The sequence below is a fragment of the Pantoea sp. AG702 genome (genome assembly GCF_003182295.1).
Classification (GTDB): domain Bacteria; phylum Pseudomonadota; class Gammaproteobacteria; order Enterobacterales; family Enterobacteriaceae; genus Pantoea; species Pantoea ananatis.
This window is the reverse complement of sequence record NZ_QGTU01000006.1, coordinates 83514-99945: the sequence shown is the minus strand read 5'-3', so window position 1 is coordinate 99945 and position 16432 is coordinate 83514. Positions and strand designations below refer to the sequence as shown.

Sequence of the window (16432 nt, the reverse complement as noted above, 5' to 3'; positions counted from 1 at the left end):
GGCGACTATGCCGGACGCAGATTGGCTTCCTGCAGGAGCGCATTTGCCTGCACCAGCGAAGCCTGGGTGATATCGGCAATGCGCTTCGCGCCGGTTAAGGTCATCGCGACTTTCATCTCTTTTTCAATCAGCGTCAGTAAATGCTCAACGCCGCGCTGTCCCTGTGTCGCCAGCGCATAGATAAAGGCGCGCCCCAGCAGGACGCTGTCTGCGCCCAACGCAATCATACGCACCACATCCAGTCCATTACGAATGCCGCTGTCGGCAAGGATCGTGATATCGCCTTTGACCGCATCCGCAATCGCAGGTAAGGCACGGGCCGAGGACAGCACGCCGTCCAGCTGGCGACCACCATGGTTAGAAACCACGATACCGTCAGCCCCAAAGCGCACCGCGTCACGGGCATCCTCAGGGTCCAGAATGCCTTTGATCACCATCGGGCCATCCCAGAAATCACGAATCCACTCCAGATCCTGCCAGGAAATGGAAGGATCAAAGTTCTTCGCCAGCCAGCCAATATAGTCCTCCAGGCCGGTAGGCTTGCCGAGATAGGTGGAGATATTCCCCAGATCGTGCGGCCTGCCCTGCAATCCTACATCCAGTGCCCACTTTGGATGGGTGATGGCCTGCCAGTATCGCCGCAGTGCGGCATTTTCACCGCTCATGCCCGAATGCGCATCGCGATAACGCGCGCCCGGCGTCGGCATGTCCACGGTAAACACCAGCGTAGAGCAGCCCGCCGCTTTGGCCCGCTCCAGCGCGTTGCGCATGAAGCCTCTGTCCCGCAGCACATAGAGCTGGAACCACATGGGGCGATTGATCTGCGGTGCCACCTCTTCAATAGGGCACACAGAAACGGTGGACAGCGTGAAAGGAATGCCTTTGCCTGCGGCGGCGCGGGCGGCCTGCACTTCGCCCCGTCGGGCGTACATGCCGCACAGCCCGACCGGTGCCAGCGCCACGGGCATGGACAGCGTTTCATTAAACAGGGTGGTTTCGAGACTGAGTTCGGACATGTTGCGCAGGATGCGCTGGCGCAGCGCCACCTCCGAGAGATCGGCGACGTTGCGCTGGAGTGTGTGCTCCGCATAAGCCCCACCATCCAGATAGTGAAACAGGAAAGGCGGCAAAATACGTTGTGCAGCGGCGCGGTAGTCACTGGCGGCAGAAATGATCATCAGCGTGTCTCCTTGTGGTTGTCCAGGTGATGGCCTGGTAAACGCGTAATACGCGCCTGTCTGGCTTCGTCTTCATCAAGCGTTTTCATCGTGGTATGAACAAAACCAAGATGATCCATCGCCGCTAAGCGGGCGGCCTCGGCATCACCCAGTAAAATGGCGTCAAGCATTGCCCTGTGCTGAACGGTGAGGCGGTCGAAAATCGCCGGGCTGGTGTACATCAACCTGCGGCTGTGCAACATCGAGGACTGCAGCAAATCAAAAAATCCGCGCATGGTTTGTAGCAGCACCACGTTATGCGAGGCTTCCGCGATAGCGAGGTGAAAGCGCAGATCGGCCTGACCGGCCAGATGGGGATCGTCGCTCTCCTTCAACGCCAGCGTGGCGTCAAAAGCGTACTGCAGTCGTTCCTTATCTGACTCTGTTGCCCGAAGTGCCGCATGCCATGCGGTGCTGGCTTCAATCGCGTGGCGCGCTTCCAGAATGTCATAGCGGTAATCCGGATCGTTGGCCAACAGCTGACGAATCGGCTCAACAATGCGCTGTTCAGACCAGGGCTCCTGGGGCTGACGCAGCCAGGTGCCGTCGCCGCGTCGGCTCGTCAATATTCCGCTGCTGATAAGCTGCTGAATAGCTTCGCGCAGCGACGAGCGTGAGACGCCAAGCGCCGCAGCCAACTGGCGCTCGGCAGGCAAACGCATGCCGGGCTCAAGCTGATGGTCGCGAATATACTGTTGGAGCCGAACCCGCAGCGGATCGGCGGACGGCAGTAAGTTTGGTGTCATGGGATCATCCAGGGAAAAACGTAAGCCTGAAGCGTGGTAATGATGCCCACCAGGCAGGTAAATATCAGGCTGTGCTTGACGGTAAAACGGAACAGATCCGACTCCTTGCCTACCAGCCCGACGGCGGCACAGGCAATGGCTATCGACTGCGGCGAGATCATCTTACCGGTCACGCCCCCGGTGGTATTTGCCGCCACCAGCAGGATATCGGAAACGCCGATCTGCTGCGCGGTCGTCGCCTGCAGGGCGGCAAACAGGGCATTCGATGACGTATCCGAGCCGGTCAGAAACACGCCGAGCCAGCCCAGGAAAGGCGAGAAGAAGGTAAACGCATGGCCGGTGTGGGCCAATGCCAGCGCCAGCGTGGCAGAGAGGCCGGAGTAGTTAGAGATAAAAGCAAACGCCAACACCATCCCGATGGAGTAGATGGGCAACATGAGCTCTTTCAGGGTTTCAGCAAAGGTCACTACCGCAGTCCGGGGCTTCATCTTCAGGAAGATGATAGCCACGAGGGCGGCAACCAGAATAGCCGTACCGGTTGCCGAGAGCAGGTCGAGTTTAAAAATGGCCGGCCAGCTACTGGGCTGCGCGACCACCGGCGGCATTCTGGTTACCCAGCCATCAAGGCCGGGCACAGGGAGGCTGAGCACCGATTCCGCTAAGGCCCCGCCTTTTGCGAACAGCGCTTTAAAAGGTGGAATGCTCCACACCGTGACGGTTGCCGTCAGAAACAGGAACGGCATCCAGGCGCGCACCACCTGACCTGTCGTGTATTTTTGCCGGTTCACAGGCTGGCCCGCGTGCGGGCTTTCTGTTTCGCTGAAGCGAAAGATGCGCACCGGCTGCCAGACGCGCAAAAACAGCGTCAGCGAAATGAGTGAGGCGAGCGAGGAGATAATATCGGGCAGCTCCGGCCCCAGAAAGTTGGAGCTGAGGAACTGGGCTATCGCGAACGATCCCCCCGCCACGATCACGGCGGGCCAGGTTTCTTTGACACCGCGCCAGCCATCCATAATCGCCATGATCCAGAACAGCACGACGATCGTCAGTAACGGAAGCTGACGGCCTGCCATCTGACCGATGGCAAAGCTGTCCAGCCCGGTCACCTGGCCCGCCACAATTATCGGGATCCCCATCGCGCCAAACGCCACGGGCGCAGTATTGACGATCAGGCACAAGCCTGCGGCATAGAGCGGATTAAAACCGAGCCCCACGAGCAGCGCGGCCGTGATGGCGACCGGCGCGCCGAAACCTGCCGCACCTTCTAAAAAGGCGCCAAAAGAGAACCCCACAATCAACATCTGTAAGCGCTGATCGGGCGTGATCGATAAGATGGAAGCGCGGATGATGTCGAACTGACCTGTCTTAACCGAGATCTTATAAACAAAAACCGCCGCCACGATGATCCAGGCGATGGGCCACAGGCCATACATAAAACCGTAAACCGCTGACGCCAGCGCCTGCTGTAGCGGCATCCGATACAGCAACAGCGCGACCAGCAGCGCAAGGACGACCGTGAGCGTGGCGGCCTGATAGCCTTTCATCTTTAACCTGATTAACGCAAAGAAGAAAAACAGAACAGGAAGCAAAGCAATCAGGCTGGAGAGCCAGATATTGTTGAGCGGATCGTAATTTTGCTGCCAGATCTGCATGCCATGATCTCCATAAGAGGATGAAAGCGATGCGCGATCGGCAAACCAGGTGGCGCATCTGTCACTTCAGCCGCGCCGATTGGTCCTACCAATCTGGCAATCAGCGCTTGCTTGCTACAGATACTTAACCCGCTGTTAACTCTAGGCAACAGTTACTGCACTATTTTTAACGTTATGTGAGCCGCTGAAAACGTTTTGCTGGTTTGGTAGGACCAATTACCGTTCAGGAAAGGCCTGTTTGTAGCTTTCAGGATGAAAACGCAGGTTCAGGCCGATCAGCATGACCGTTACGCTCCCCTGCAACAGCCAGATAGAGGAAAAGTGGCCTGTAAGTTCATGCAATTGCCCGGCAAGAAACGGCATACTGCCCGCGATAATAAAGCCGACGCCCTGCATGAATGCCACCAGACGCGCCCCGGCCTGAGGATGCGCCAGATGGTCCAGCGCCAGCACCAGGGCAAGGGGAAATGCGCCGCCCAGGCCAACGCCCGCTATCCCTGCCCACAGCCAGGCTGGGTAGAGCGGTGCCACCAGCAGGCCTGTTAATCCGCAGAGCTGAAGTGCCAGCGTCAGCAGAAGCAGCGGTCGCCTGTCCGCCCCCCGCACCAGCAGGGGAAACACCAGGGCACCGGCAACCTGACAGGCAATCATCACGCCCAGCAGGCCGCCGCCCGCCTGCGCGCTCCAGCCCTGTTGATGATAAAAATCCGGCAGCCAGGCCACACAGATGGCGTAGCCGCCGTTTACTAACCCAAAGCTCAGCGCCAGCGTCCATGCGCGCGTATTGCGCCAGACCGAGGGCATAACGGCTGATGTCTGCCGGGACGGGGACGCCGCAGGGATCCTCCACCACAGCATGACGGCCAGCAGCGCAGGCACACTCCAGCTGCTGAGCGCGCCCTGCCAGCCCAGGTGCGCACTGATCCACGGCGTCATCGCCGCGCCCAGCCCACCGCCGCCCATTAACGCCGCCGCCCATAGCCCGGTGATCATGGCGCTGCGCTGCGTAAAGCGCTGACGGATCAACCCCGGCATGGCCATTTGTACAATCCCGATGCCGATACCGCCAGGAACCGTGCTCCACACCAGCCAGGCGCCTTGCGCGATAAAAAACCGGCTGGCCAGCGCCAGTACTAACAGCGCCAGCCCGCTACACAGCAGCCTACGCAGCGGGATACGTTGCAGCAGCGGCGCGCTCACTAAGGCTATTGCCCCCATCATCATCATGGGAATCGCGGGCAGAAGTGAGGCCGCCAGCGAAGATAATCCAATACTTTCCCGCAGCTGCTCCAGCAGCGGACTAACGGATGTCATCAGTGGCCGCATGTTCAGTCCGGCCAGTATCAGGGCGGCAATCATCAAAAAAGGGTCTTTTTTCATAGGGGATCCTGGAATTAAACGTTGTCAGCCTGACAGCAGCGATTACTATTTGGAAATGAAATAACAGGATGACAGGCAGTGGAAAAATGAATCGCCAGCCCATGTTTACGCCCCAACAGCTGTTGAGCTTTGTTGCCGTATGCGAAACCACCAGCTTTACCCGCGCCGCCGACCGGGTGCACCTGTCGCAATCGACGGTCAGCCAACAGGTGCGGCGGCTGGAAGAGATGGTTGGTAAAACGCTGCTGGCACGCTCGTCCCACCAGGTGCAGATCACCGAAGAAGGCGAAAAACTGCTGGGCTATGCCCGCCGGATCATTGCCCTGAACGGTGAAGCCCACGATGTGCTGAGCGATAAGTGGCGCGATGGCATCCTGCGCCTTGGCGTTCCGGAAGACTTCGCCGCCCCCACCGCGGGACTGCTGGCACGGTTTAGCCGCGAACATCCGCACCTGCGGCTGGATGTCATGAGCGGAATGCAGGTGGAACTGCGACGCGCCTGGCAACGGGAAGAGCTGGATATCATGCTGATCAAGCAGCCTTACGGTGAGCGCCCACTGGCTTCGCGACCGGAGCCGCTGCTGTGGCTGGACAGCGCCGCGCATCCCTGCTTCGAGCAGTCGCCGGTTCCGCTGGTGTTGTTTCCGCAACTGGGGCTGTACCGGGAGGAGATCTGCCAGACGCTGGATTTACTCGGTCGCAGCTGGCGAATTGGGTACAGCAGTGCCAGCCTGGTGGCACTCTCCGCCGCCAGCGCCCAGGGCTTAGGGATAACGCTGCTGCCGGCCAGCTGTCGCTTACCTTCGCATCGGGTTCTGGATAGCCAACAGGGGTTACCGGTGATTGATACGTTTGAGCTGGCACTGTTTTGTCGTCAGCCTGAGGATGGGCTGCAGCGCCAGTTGGCCGATGCCCTGGCCGACTTCGCCGGTCTGAACTGGCAGTGATTTTTTAAATAGCAGGCAGTGGAAAACAACCCAGCAGAGAAAGCCGCAGTTTGTCAGATTAAAGACTCACTCACTTTCGCAGGAGTCGCTGATGCAGACCGCTTTGCCCACCAGCCGCCGCCGCTTTCTCCGCCAGGGGGTTCGCCTGACCGCCGCCAGCAGTATGATCATGGCCGGAATGACCGCCCCGGGTATGGCCGCCAACCGCAGCGCACCGCCCGCATCCTCTGGCAAAGCTTTGCCGCAAACCGATCACTACGTTTTACGTAATGTAGTGCTTGAAGAGGGCTTCGGACGTGTCGGTGACGAGATTGTTGAGACGAAAACGGCGCGCTACGACATCACACTTCGCGATGGTCGATTTCATCAGATCAGTCCGGCCGGACAAGGTGACCGTTCACTGCCGTTTTGGGATGCGCAAGGTGCGCTGCTGCTGCCGTCTACGCAGGATATGCACATCCATCTCGACAAAACCTTTTACGGCGGCCCCTGGCAGGCACCGCGGCCGCGTAAAGGCAAAACGATCATGGACATGATTGCCCGCGAACAGGTGCTGATTCCACAGCTGCTGCCCACCTCTCAGGCCCGAGCCGAAGGGCTTATCGCCCTGCTGAACGCCATGGGCACGACCCGGGCGCGCAGCCATTGTAATATCGATCCGGTCAGCGGCCTGCAAAGCCTGGAACATCTGCAGGCCGCGCTGGCAAACCATCCCGATTTCCCCTGTGAGATTGTCGCCTTCCCCCAGCATGGATTGCTGCATTCTCAGGTTGATGGGCTGATGCGCGAGGCCATGCAATCTGGCGTGCAGTATGTTGGCGGACTCGATCCCACCCATGTAGATGGCGCGATGGAAAAATCCCTGGATGCCATGTTTCAAATTGCACTCGACTACCAGCGCGGTGTCGATATCCATCTGCATGAAACCTCTGCTGCTGGCGTGCAGGCGATTCGCTACATGATTAAGACCGTGCAGAATAATCCCTCGTTACGCGGTAAGGTCACCCTCAGTCATGGTTTTGCGCTGGCAACCCTGCAGGGCGCAGAGCTGGACAAGATGATTGCCGATCTGGCCGAGCAGCAGTTCAGCATTGCCTCTACGCTGCCCATCGGCAAGCTGACCATGCCCGTGCCGCAGTTGCAGGCGGCAGGGGTAAACGTCATGACGGGCACCGACAGCGTGATCGATCACTGGTCGCCATTTGGCACCGGCAGCATGCTGGAAAAGGCCAATTTATATGCCCAGCTGTACGGGGGATCGGATGAATTCTCTTTAAGCCGCGCGCTGGCGATTGCGACTGATGGCGTGCTTCCGCTTTCTGCCAGCGGCGAACGCCAGTGGCCGCGCATCGGCGACAGCGCCAACATGATGCTGGTTGAGGCCAGTTGTTCGGCGGAAGCGGTGGCACGGATTTCGCCCGTGATAGCGAGTTTCTCGCGGGGTAAACCGCAGTTTGTGCGACAGCAGGTTTAACGCAGATGCGCCTCACTTTACGCAACGGCGCTAAAGTGAGGCGCGGACATCTCAGGCACAGCGATGTTAAGCCCGGCCAGCCTCCCTCTTTTTCGACATTAACTCCATCGCCAGCGCATAGAGCGGCGCGCCGTCAGGGGCAACAGGATCGTCTTCTGCATAACATCCGATCATAGAGGCAACTTTATCTGCCGATAAGGTTTCGCCATAAAGATGGAGCGTCAGGACAGCACGACCAACGATTTTTAGTACGTCTTCATGCAAGATCTGCGGGATATTATTCAATGAAAAAACCCTCTGCCAGTGTTATATCGATCTATGTCGCTCAATATAAAGGAGTTACTCAATAATTTTTACAGGGGCTGAAGCCAATACTTTTACATTACTAATGCTATTTACCCTGTAAAAAAAACGGGCTTCACCGGTTAACTCAATATTCGCTCTTATAAACAAAAGATTATGAATTTATTAACGTTGTCAGACGGTTATCGGACCCGATCCTGGCGAATGTATTCCGCTGTCATTCATTAAAATAATCCACATAACGCACATCATCTTCAGTTTATTCTTAAAAAAACTCGCGTGAAATGGATATTATTTATTCATAAGGTTAACGTTGCCGTTGCGCACGCTTTCTGACAGACTTGCGCACGCAATGATGCCCCCCACTTTTAGCCGCAGAGGCCGCACCCGTGACCGCTTTTTCCTCGCTTAATTCTCTTCCCGACAGCCAGCTCGATAACCTGCGCGAAATGGGCTATACCAGCATGACGCCGGTTCAGGCCGCCACGCTGCCCGCGATTTTAGACGGACGCGACGTGCGTGCGCAGGCCAAAACCGGCAGCGGTAAAACCGCCGCATTTGGTATTGGGTTGCTGCAGCATATCGACAGCACTCACTTTCAGACGCAGGCGCTGATTTTATGCCCGACCCGGGAACTGGCCGATCAGGTCAGTAACGTCCTGCGGCAGTTAGCCCGCTTCACGCGCAACATTAAGATCTTAACCTTATGTGGCGGCCAGCCTATGAGCGCCCAGCGCGATTCGCTGGTGCATGCGCCTCATATCGTGGTCGGCACACCGGGCCGTATTCTGGATCACATTAAGCGTGAGACGCTGAAGCTGGAGAGCCTGCGTACGCTTGTACTGGACGAAGCCGATCGCATGCTGGAAATGGGCTTCCGCGACGATATGGAAACGATTATCGCTGCCACGCCAGCATCACGTCAGACGCTGCTGTTCTCCGCGACCTGGCCGGAAGGCATTGCCGCCCTGAGCCAGCGCTTTCAGCGTGAGGCGCTGAGCGTGGTCACGGAAGAAGTGAGTGAACTCCCTGCTATCGAGCAGCAGTTTATTGAAGCCAGCCACGGTGAAAAGCTGTCTCTGCTGATCAGTCTGCTCAGCGAACGCCAGCCCTCTTCCTGCGTGGTGTTCTGTAATACCAAGCGGGAGTGCGATGATATTGCGGCTGCGCTCAATGCACGCGATATCAGCGCCCTGCCCCTGCATGGCGATCTGGAACAACGCGATCGCGAACGGGTGCTGATCCGTTTTGCCAACGGCAGCGGCCGCGTATTAGTCGCAACCGATGTTGCGGCCCGTGGGCTGGACATCAAGTTACTGTCGCTGGTGGTAAACTATCAGCTGGCCTGGGATCCGGAAGTGCACCTGCATCGCATTGGCCGCACCGCGCGCGCTGGCGAACAGGGCGCAGCGGTGAGCTTTGTCGCTGCAGACGAAATGGCACGCGCTCATGCTCTTGAAGACTTCCTGCAACAGAAGCTGCCCTGGGTTGCGGCCAGTTCGTTAAAGAAAAGCAGTAAAGCGTTACCGGCCGCCATGATGACGCTCTGCATTGATGGCGGGCGTAAAGCCAAAATCCGCCCCGGCGATATCCTGGGGGCACTGACGGGCGAGGCGGGTTACCGGGCTGACCAAATCGGTAAAATCGATCTCACCGCGACTCATGCATATGTGGCGATAGAAGCGGCCCAGGCTAAGCACGCACTGGTCAAGCTCAAGCAGGGCAAAATTAAAGGCAAGACCTGCCGGGCAGTCCTGTTAAAAGATTAAAAAAAGGGCGAGACTCACTCTCGCCCACGCTTCTATGGCTCATCTATCCGCGTCACGTGCAGCGTTGTTTTATCGCCTTTCCCCTGCACCTTGCCACTCACCCGCACTTTGTCATTAGCGGTATAGGTTTTACCACCAAACGTTTTTTCCGGCGCGATAAGGGTCACATGGCCGGTATCGTCACGAAACTGATAATTATCGCCCTTTAATTTTTTAACGATATAGCCTTCCAGCGTGACGTAACCGCCCTGGCGGAAGTCACGGATCTGATCGATGTGGGTTTGCCCGGTATCTTCAGATCCTTTATAGCCCGCATCCTGTTTGCTCTGCGGCGGCGGCGTATCGCCTGTCTTAAAACCACCTTGCTCTGCATATGCACCAGACGTTGCCATGACTAACAAAGCGGCCAGTAATACTTTTTTCATCTCGTACTCCTTTAAGGGAAGGTGTCCATGTTGAATAGTCACTGTTAAGCCTGGCACAAGAATATGCTGCCGTTAGATTTTCCCCTCTCACCTTTTTGCACTTGCTGCCGATAACTTCATCACAACCCTTTTCACCTGCTGCGCTGATGCTGAGGCAACAATGGATAATTTTCAGAAAGAGATCGACGAGAGAGCAAATCTCGCGTTATCGAACAAATTTGAGCTGCTGCTGTTTCGCCTGGGCTCTGACCAGTTAAAAGGTAAATCAGAGCTGTTTGGTATCAACGTATTTAAACTGCGTGAAATTGTACCGATGCCGCCGATTACCAAAGCCGCAGGCATGCGTTCGCCGTTGCTCGGCATGGCCAGTATCCGCGGACAGTTTATTCCGGTGATTGATTTACCAGCTGTAGCAGGCTGTGTTCCAGAAACGGGACTTAACCTGCTGCTGGTGACCGAGTACGCGCGAAACACCCAGGCGTTTGCCGTCGAGTCTGTCGAAAACATCGTGCGCCTTAACTGGAGCCAGGTGCATACCGCTGAAGCCGGTATCGGTGGCCGTAATATCACCAGTATCGCCTGCCTTGATGACGATGAACAAAAAAGCAATCTGGCCATGGTGCTGGACGTTGAGCAAATTTTGTATGACATCATCCCGTCTGTGCGCGGCGTTGAGCCGGAAGCCCCGAAAGAGCGTCAGTTCAAAATGAAGCCGGGTTCAGTGGCGATTGTGGCGGAAGATTCTAAAGTTGCCCGTCAACTGCTGGAGCAAGGCCTGAAGAGCATGGGTATTCCCGCCATCATGTGCAACACCGGCCTGGAAGCATGGGAAAAAATCAAAGAGATGCATCAGCAGGCTCAGGCCCAGGGTGAATCCATTCACGACAAGATTGCGCTGGTGTTAACCGATCTGGAAATGCCAGAAATGGACGGCTTTACGCTGACACGCAATATCAAGCGTGATACGACGCTGCGCCATATTCCTGTGGTGATCCACTCCTCGCTTTCTGGCAGCGCAAACGAAGATCACGTGCGCAAAGTCGGTGCCGATGGCTATGTGGCGAAGTTCGAACTGAACGAACTGTCTGACGTGATTTTTAAAGCAATGGAAGCCGCGAGCTAAGACGTAACGGGCAGCTTATCCCTGCCCAGTAAGGCTTGATATCCACCACTCGAGAATATAAGAATGCATAGTGAAACGCTTCCCGTCATCCGTAAGTCACTGTTTCGTGGTCGTGGCCGTCAGCTGAGCTGGATTGCAGCGATCGCTTTCTGCCTGCTGTTCTGGGGCGGCGTGCTTGCCCTGATGGTTTAGTCAATAGCAGCGGAACGTTGTCGGAAGGGAAACAAAAAAGGCTGCCAGTGGCAGCCTTTTATTACGGTAAATGCAACAACGCTATAGAACTCTTTAGCCTTTTCAGAGCGCCTGAGGCTGGCTCTGAGCTGCAATCCTTGTCGCGTTAATTTGAACAACGACCGTTTTGCAAAAAATGCATTTCGCTCCATGCGGGTTGGCTCTTGTCACATCGAAATGTGATGTACGGTACTGCGAGCCACTACAGTGAGGACATTTAAAACGCGTAATTTTCAGTCCTTAGAGACCAACAACGTTCGCAGCAGCTGGGCCTTTAGCACCATTTTCTACTGTAAACTCAACTTGTTGACCTTCATCTAATGAACGGAAATCTGTGCCCTGAATTGCAGAGAAATGTACGAATACATCTTTGCTGCCGTCCTGAGGAGAGATGAAACCGAAGCCTTTCTCAGCGTTGAACCATTTAACGGTACCGCGGATTTTGTTAGACATGTTTAATTCCTTAATAATAGAGCCTTCCGGCGTAATGGCCTGAGAACAGATTTTAATCAGAACGTAAGAGAAGACTCAAAAAGAAGGAATGTCTCGCGACAGGCTTAGAGATGAGAACTGCTTTGGTTACTTACTTTGATAGTGTCTGTTAATCAAACCGACGATTCATTAGGTCATATCCTGCTGATGCATGCAAGGGTTATTTTAAAATAGTTGCGAGTGGGCCAGATGAACGTCATGCGCAGAAATCTGGCCCGTTCATCTGTTACGGTTTGCGAATATGCACGTGGTGCCCCTGCTCGCCTGCCGCCAGATCGTCGCGCAAAGTAAGATCCGGTATCCTGTAATCGCCGTCGTTTTGCCGATAATAGGCGACAGGTTCGGTCACAAACAGATTATCCAGACGCTCGCCCAGCTCTGCACACAGTGCTGCAAAGCGCGCGCTGTCGGTGCGGCCGGTGCGATAAAGCGTGAAAGGCGGCAGCACGTCAAAACCGGGATAAAACAAGATGCCATGCTGAATGGGGAACAGAATGTCATCGATATGGCCATTGATGCCGCGTGGGCTGTAGTGGGATTCCCATCCGCCCATCGTGACAACCAGCATCGCACGCTTCCCTGCCAGCGTTCCTTCGCCATAGCGGTCGCCCCAGTGCGTATCTGAGTGCTCCCCCACGCCATAGGCAAAGCCGCAGGCGTAAACACGATCGATCCAGCCTTTCATGATTGCCGGCATGGAAAACCACCAGAGCGGAAACTGTAGAATTACCGCATCGGCCCACAACAGTTTTTCCTGTTCCTGGACAATATCTTCACTCTGGAAGCCGCCTTCAAAAGCCTGGGTGGATTCAAAAGAGGGATCAAAGCGTTCGGCATTCTGGCGATGCTGCGTATCAGCGGGCGATACGCGCGCCTCCCAGTTCATGGCATAGAGATCGGAAACGCGCACCTGATGACCCAACTGCTCCAGGTGGCTGACGGAGAAACGCGCCAGCGCGCCGTTAAGGGAATGGGGTTCAGGATGGGCAACAACGATTAACACATTCATAAAATCACCTGCTTTGATGGGAATCTGAGATGTAGCCTGCATCCGAATGTGCTATCAGTAAAAGTAAATGAATGGATATTCACTATAGGCAAGACTGATACCATGAAACCCGATCTCAACCTGTTAATGACTCTGAATGTGCTGTTACAGGAAAACAGCGTGAGCCGGACCGCGCAGCGGCTAAATCTTTCTCAACCTTCTGTCAGTGCCCGGCTTGAGCGCCTGCGTGAGTGGTTTAACGATCCCCTGCTGATCCCGGTATCTCATGGCATGCGCCCCACCGCGCGCGCCGAGGCGTTACGTCTTTCGCTTGAGCAACTGAGCGGCATGATCGATGAGGTGATTGCTGTGCCAGGCCCGTTTATCCCTGCCGACGCCGTTCAAGAGTGGCGCGTGGCCGCCACGGATTACGGCGCACAGACGGCACTGGTTCCATTAATGGCAGCATTACGTCAGGAAGCACCGGGCACCCGGCTCGCCATTCTGGATATGAAACCCGCGCTGATCGCGCAGCAGCTGGAAAAAGGCACGGTCGATCTGGTGCTTCATTTGCGTGACGGCGTGCCAGACGGGCTGCATATCCGCCCGCTATTTCAGGAGCGTTATGTGGTGGCAGGACGTCAGGGTCATCCCGCCCTGCATTCTGATATCACCGCCGAAGCACTCTGCGCGCTGGAGCATGTAGTGGTATCGCCCGACGGCGGCGGCTTTCGCGGGGTGACGGATTCGGTACTGGAAACAGCGGGATTGCGTCGTCGTGTCGTACTGTCCGTGCCCCATTTTTTGTTAATGGGCAGCGTACTAAGCACGACCGATCTGGTGGCACTGATGCCGGAGAGAGTGGCGGCGATGATGCCAGGATTAATGACCGTGAAGCCCACGATGGCGATTCCGGGCTTTGAACTGGTGATGCTGTGGCATGAGCGATCGCACCGGGATTTGGGGCATCGGTGGTTGAGGGAAAGGGTGGTGGGGATGTTTTAATGGAAACGGTATGGTGAGGTTCTGAGATACTATTAAAGTAATTGATATCATAAAGGTGAGTGATATGGATAAAGAGTTACACGCCGAAGCGAGTAAGTTCTTAAGCTACATTTTACGGCATAAACCTGAAACGATTGGTTTAACTCTAGATGCGGAGGGGTGGGCAGATATGGATGCATTGATCCGCCTTTCAAAAGTGAAAGGCCATCAATTTGATAAGGACCTCATTCGCACTATTGTTGAAGACAGCGCGAAGAAACGTTTTACCCTCTCTCCTGATGGCTTACATATTCGAGCCGCACAAGGACATTCATCTCAGCAGGTAGATATCCGTTATGAAGAAAAAACACCTCCTGCTCTTTTATATCATGGGACTGCTACACGCTTTCTGGCATATATATTAGGGGAAGGTCTTAAACCCCAAAGTCGTCAATATGTCCACTTATCTGGCGATGAAAATACAGCCGTTCAGGTTGGACTGCGTCACGGTAGGCCTGTCGTTTTGAAGATTCAGGCTCTGGCTATGCATGAACAGGGTTTTACTTTTTTTCAGGCTGATAATGGCGTCTGGTTAACCAAAAATGTCCCATTCAGTTATATTCAACAATAAGTAAGCTATTGTTCTGCCTGTTCAGCTTTGTAACGGGCAGACTCACATTTAGCAATTATTAACCACTCAGTAAAGCTGTCTACATGCCCTCTTCCTTCCCAGCCTGCTGAAGCAAATGCATGAATATAGTAGATTTTTGGCTCTTCTGTTGTATCTTCGCCATCAAAACAGACAATATCATCCAAATAGCGCAAGTTTGCGAAAGGTATCAACTTACGGTCAGGATAAAGCTCTTTGATTTTTTTACACCAAAAATCAACATAATTTTGTGCACAATAAAAAAACCACCATGGTTCTATATCTTCTTTTTGCTCAACTGCAACATAATTGATGAAGCTTTCTGGTAAGGAAAAATTTGGATACAAATAATTTCCATACATTGCTAATACATCGATCATTTATTTATCCTTCCCCGTTACTCTTGGAAATTCAGCCGAACCATTAGGATTGTTTTTACTAAATCCACCTGACTGATTATTAATTCTTCCAGTAATAGCCTCACCCCAGGTTTTAGCTAAACCAAAACGCCCTGAATCCACCATATCTTTTGGTAATGCTTCGTCAAAATCCCTAAGATTAGCTTGAACTTTTATTCCTGCCTCTCTTGCAGCTCTAATCCGCGTGTTATCCATACTGGTCACTTTTCCATCTGGCATTTTGATGGCATCCACTGGTTCTCCTTTCCAGCCATCTTTTTTCATACTAGAAACAAGATCATCGTAAGTATATTTCATACCATTACTTTGTTCTGTTTTGTTATATGAAACGGTATTTTGAGAGAATCGAATATCATTAGCATCAAAGGAGGAGACAATTCCTACTGGTTTAATTGGACCAGATACAGAATAGAGTTTCCCCCCCCTTTGAACGAATCACTGTCTTCTTGGAAAAGATCTGGTTTCGATGGGTTTAAAGGTATAATTTTGACGGGGACATTGCCATGTTGATGTTCTTTTTCTAATTCATCATCGTCAAGCGCGTTATTCTCAGCCGCATTTTCCCCCGCCTGAGCGCCCGCTATTGCTCCTGACGCACTGCCGTCTGCCAGACCGCCAGCAAGCCCCGCTGCCAGCGTTCCGAGTGCGCTGATATTTTGCTTCTGCTCTTCATTCAAATCCGTCCGCGCGATACCCGGATACATCTCCTGAGCGATAAATTCGCCCAGCGCTGCCCCACTGGCACCGGACAGCGCGCTATTGCCCTGCGCCTGTGCAATGACGGCGCCCACAACCGCATGCGCCATCAGATTGGCTGCGGTATTCACCACTTCCTTGCCGTCAGGGCCTGTTGTGGTGGTATTTTTGTGGATCAGTTCGGCGAGGTAAGGGGCGGATGCGCCAGCCAGTGCCGCTTTAAAATCTCCGCCTGCCAGTCCCTGCACTGCTGCGGTGGCCGCCTGAATCCCCCGCTGTAATGAACTTCCGGTACCGGAGTCAGCGATTGCTATTTTGTACTCAGTTGTGGCTTTAAGGCTCTCAATGTAGGCATTACGTACTTTTTCTAACGCTCCTTCAGGTGCGGGGCCTTTTACCTTCTGGGCTTCCTTCAGCGCACCAATCTCGCCCTGCGCACGAGCAATATCCGCCACCTGACTGCCAATCTCGCCAATCATCTGCGCGGTCTGCAGCCGTTGCTGTTCTTTCTCTTTGTTAAAGATCGGGCTGATGCTGTCGTTGGCATGCGCCGTGTCACGACTCAGCGTGGCGGTATCCTGCTTTTGGTTAGCCTGATCGCGCACCACTATCGTACCGTTAGCCACAGCTGACTGGGTAGTGCCTTCAGCATGCCCTTTTCCACCTGCGCCTGCCAGCATGGTGTTAGCCATATTCCCGGTAAACTGACCGCCCAGACTGGCACACGAAATCATGCCAATGCACGCCTTAACCCAAATATGATTTTAAAAATATTCCCTTAACTAAAATGCACTCCCTTGAGCCTTTCCCGAATAAAAATAAACATGAAATCCCAAGGTAGTCCCTGGCGGAAGCCCATTTGTGGGACGCGATTTATTTATGTTTTCTGATTGAAATATCGGGTAATTATTGGATAAAAATGCGTCAAAATGAGAGG

General features: G+C 54.5%; 19 protein-coding genes. 7 read left to right on the top strand and 12 right to left on the bottom strand.

The genetic code is table 11. The features are described 5' to 3' along the window. Positions 1 to 5: 5 nt before the first annotated feature. The 4 genes from lldD to DFO57_RS16325 all read right to left on the bottom strand — a co-directional run bounded on the left by lldD (position 6) and on the right by DFO57_RS16325 (position 4995). Entirely contained in the window at positions 6 to 1178 is a 1173-nt protein-coding gene (lldD, locus tag DFO57_RS16340; RefSeq protein WP_013024816.1) for an FMN-dependent L-lactate dehydrogenase LldD, read from the bottom strand. Then, positions 1178 to 1963, bottom strand: a complete 786-nt coding sequence (lldR, locus tag DFO57_RS16335; RefSeq protein ID WP_014593039.1) for a transcriptional regulator LldR — start codon at positions 1961 to 1963, stop codon at positions 1178 to 1180. Before lldR ends, lldD begins: the two co-directional genes overlap by 1 nt. Further along, on the bottom strand, positions 1960 to 3615 hold the full coding sequence (lldP, locus tag DFO57_RS16330; protein ID WP_078829203.1) for an L-lactate permease: 1656 nt from the start codon (positions 3613 to 3615) through the stop codon (positions 1960 to 1962). The genes lldR and lldP overlap by 4 nt, the downstream gene beginning before the upstream one ends. 216 nt (positions 3616 to 3831) lie before the next feature. Further along, entirely contained in the window at positions 3832 to 4995 is a 1164-nt protein-coding gene (locus tag DFO57_RS16325) for a cyanate transporter (RefSeq protein ID WP_014606478.1), read from the bottom strand. 86 nt (positions 4996 to 5081) lie between these two features. On the opposite strand from DFO57_RS16325, the gene DFO57_RS16320 reads away from it, so the two are divergent. After that, positions 5082 to 5942, top strand: coding sequence for a LysR family transcriptional regulator (locus DFO57_RS16320; RefSeq protein ID WP_078829204.1), 861 nt, complete (start codon positions 5082 to 5084; stop codon positions 5940 to 5942). A gap of 91 nt (positions 5943 to 6033) precedes the next feature. Beyond that, a complete protein-coding gene (locus tag DFO57_RS16315; RefSeq protein ID WP_110015530.1) occupies positions 6034 to 7416 on the top strand; it encodes an amidohydrolase in 1383 nt (460 codons plus the stop codon). 66 nt (positions 7417 to 7482) lie between these two features. On the opposite strand, the gene DFO57_RS16310 is transcribed toward DFO57_RS16315, so the two are convergent. Further along, the gene (locus tag DFO57_RS16310) at positions 7483 to 7701 is read right to left on the bottom strand and encodes a hypothetical protein (RefSeq protein ID WP_014606481.1); all 219 of its coding nucleotides are present in this window, start codon (positions 7699 to 7701) and stop codon (positions 7483 to 7485) included. A 407-nt stretch (positions 7702 to 8108) separates the two neighbouring features. Here DFO57_RS16310 and dbpA point away from each other — a divergent pair, with 407 nt between their 5' ends. Continuing rightward, complete coding sequence (gene dbpA / locus DFO57_RS16305; RefSeq protein WP_110015529.1) at positions 8109 to 9488, top strand: ATP-dependent RNA helicase DbpA; 1380 nt, start codon at positions 8109 to 8111, stop codon at positions 9486 to 9488. 32 nt (positions 9489 to 9520) lie between these two features. Here the strand turns inward: dbpA and DFO57_RS16300 are convergent, their stop codons facing one another. Then, positions 9521 to 9913 carry a YgiW/YdeI family stress tolerance OB fold protein gene (locus tag DFO57_RS16300; RefSeq protein WP_064373296.1) on the bottom strand — a complete coding sequence of 131 codons (393 nt, stop codon included), beginning with the start codon at positions 9911 to 9913 and terminating at the stop codon, positions 9521 to 9523. Positions 9914 to 10073: 160 nt separating this feature from the next. Here DFO57_RS16300 and DFO57_RS16295 point away from each other — a divergent pair, with 160 nt between their 5' ends. Continuing rightward, positions 10074 to 11036, top strand: coding sequence for a chemotaxis protein (locus tag DFO57_RS16295; RefSeq protein WP_013024807.1), 963 nt, complete (start codon positions 10074 to 10076; stop codon positions 11034 to 11036). A 63-nt stretch (positions 11037 to 11099) separates the two neighbouring features. Beyond that, positions 11100 to 11228 carry a hypothetical protein gene (locus DFO57_RS23010; RefSeq protein WP_022622688.1) on the top strand — a complete coding sequence of 43 codons (129 nt, stop codon included), beginning with the start codon at positions 11100 to 11102 and terminating at the stop codon, positions 11226 to 11228. 102 nt (positions 11229 to 11330) lie between these two features. On the opposite strand, the gene DFO57_RS22930 is transcribed toward DFO57_RS23010, so the two are convergent. From DFO57_RS22930 to DFO57_RS16280, 3 genes are all read right to left on the bottom strand, one after another. After that, on the bottom strand, positions 11331 to 11504 hold the full coding sequence (locus tag DFO57_RS22930) for a cold-shock protein (RefSeq protein WP_085980249.1): 174 nt from the start codon (positions 11502 to 11504) through the stop codon (positions 11331 to 11333). Between the two features lie 3 nt (positions 11505 to 11507). Further along, positions 11508 to 11720 (bottom strand): RNA chaperone/antiterminator CspA, encoded by a 213-nt coding sequence (gene cspA / locus DFO57_RS16285; protein WP_009091867.1) that lies wholly within the window; start codon positions 11718 to 11720, stop codon positions 11508 to 11510. Positions 11721 to 11985: 265 nt separating this feature from the next. Further along, positions 11986 to 12768, bottom strand: a complete 783-nt coding sequence (locus DFO57_RS16280) for an NAD(P)H-dependent oxidoreductase (RefSeq protein ID WP_165836177.1) — start codon at positions 12766 to 12768, stop codon at positions 11986 to 11988. A 102-nt stretch (positions 12769 to 12870) separates the two neighbouring features. On the opposite strand from DFO57_RS16280, the gene DFO57_RS16275 reads away from it, so the two are divergent. Continuing rightward, a complete protein-coding gene (locus tag DFO57_RS16275; RefSeq protein ID WP_110015527.1) occupies positions 12871 to 13752 on the top strand; it encodes a LysR family transcriptional regulator in 882 nt (293 codons plus the stop codon). 64 nt (positions 13753 to 13816) lie between these two features. Beyond that, a complete protein-coding gene (locus DFO57_RS16270; protein WP_024471983.1) occupies positions 13817 to 14362 on the top strand; it encodes an RNA 2'-phosphotransferase in 546 nt (181 codons plus the stop codon). A gap of 5 nt (positions 14363 to 14367) precedes the next feature. Here the strand turns inward: DFO57_RS16270 and DFO57_RS16265 are convergent, their stop codons facing one another. The 3 genes from DFO57_RS16265 to DFO57_RS16255 all read right to left on the bottom strand — a co-directional run bounded on the left by DFO57_RS16265 (position 14368) and on the right by DFO57_RS16255 (position 16229). After that, positions 14368 to 14760 (bottom strand): hypothetical protein, encoded by a 393-nt coding sequence (locus DFO57_RS16265; RefSeq protein WP_078829207.1) that lies wholly within the window; start codon positions 14758 to 14760, stop codon positions 14368 to 14370. After that, the gene (locus DFO57_RS16260) at positions 14761 to 15096 is read right to left on the bottom strand and encodes a ParB/Srx family N-terminal domain-containing protein (RefSeq protein ID WP_078829208.1); all 336 of its coding nucleotides are present in this window, start codon (positions 15094 to 15096) and stop codon (positions 14761 to 14763) included. It lies immediately after the preceding gene. A gap of 83 nt (positions 15097 to 15179) precedes the next feature. Beyond that, positions 15180 to 16229, bottom strand: a complete 1050-nt coding sequence (locus DFO57_RS16255; RefSeq protein WP_304596689.1) for a VENN motif pre-toxin domain-containing protein — start codon at positions 16227 to 16229, stop codon at positions 15180 to 15182. Positions 16230 to 16432 lie beyond the last annotated feature (203 nt).

Bases quoted from the DNA above. Each gene is read 5' to 3' on its own strand.
- lldD (WP_013024816.1), bottom strand. From the start codon at position 1,178: ATGATCATTTCTGCCGCCAGTGACTACCGCGCCGCTGCACAACGTATT.
- lldR (WP_014593039.1), bottom strand. From the start codon at position 1,963: ATGACACCAAACTTACTGCCGTCCGCCGATCCGCTGCGGGTTCGGCTC.
- lldP (WP_078829203.1), bottom strand. From the start codon at position 3,615: ATGCAGATCTGGCAGCAAAATTACGATCCGCTCAACAATATCTGGCTC.
- DFO57_RS16325 (WP_014606478.1), bottom strand. From the start codon at position 4,995: ATGAAAAAAGACCCTTTTTTGATGATTGCCGCCCTGATACTGGCCGGA.
- DFO57_RS16320 (WP_078829204.1), top strand. From the start codon at position 5,082: ATGAATCGCCAGCCCATGTTTACGCCCCAACAGCTGTTGAGCTTTGTT.
- DFO57_RS16315 (WP_110015530.1), top strand. From the start codon at position 6,034: ATGCAGACCGCTTTGCCCACCAGCCGCCGCCGCTTTCTCCGCCAGGGG.
- DFO57_RS16300 (WP_064373296.1), bottom strand. From the start codon at position 9,913: ATGAAAAAAGTATTACTGGCCGCTTTGTTAGTCATGGCAACGTCTGGT.
- DFO57_RS16295 (WP_013024807.1), top strand. From the start codon at position 10,074: ATGGATAATTTTCAGAAAGAGATCGACGAGAGAGCAAATCTCGCGTTA.
- DFO57_RS23010 (WP_022622688.1), top strand. From the start codon at position 11,100: ATGCATAGTGAAACGCTTCCCGTCATCCGTAAGTCACTGTTTCGTGGT.
- cspA (WP_009091867.1), bottom strand. From the start codon at position 11,720: ATGTCTAACAAAATCCGCGGTACCGTTAAATGGTTCAACGCTGAGAAA.
- DFO57_RS16280 (WP_165836177.1), bottom strand. From the start codon at position 12,768: ATGAATGTGTTAATCGTTGTTGCCCATCCTGAACCCCATTCCCTTAAC.
- DFO57_RS16275 (WP_110015527.1), top strand. From the start codon at position 12,871: ATGAAACCCGATCTCAACCTGTTAATGACTCTGAATGTGCTGTTACAG.
- DFO57_RS16270 (WP_024471983.1), top strand. From the start codon at position 13,817: ATGGATAAAGAGTTACACGCCGAAGCGAGTAAGTTCTTAAGCTACATT.
- DFO57_RS16265 (WP_078829207.1), bottom strand. From the start codon at position 14,760: ATGATCGATGTATTAGCAATGTATGGAAATTATTTGTATCCAAATTTT.
- DFO57_RS16260 (WP_078829208.1), bottom strand. From the start codon at position 15,096: ATGAAATATACTTACGATGATCTTGTTTCTAGTATGAAAAAAGATGGC.
- DFO57_RS16255 (WP_304596689.1), bottom strand. From the start codon at position 16,229: ATGATTTCGTGTGCCAGTCTGGGCGGTCAGTTTACCGGGAATATGGCT.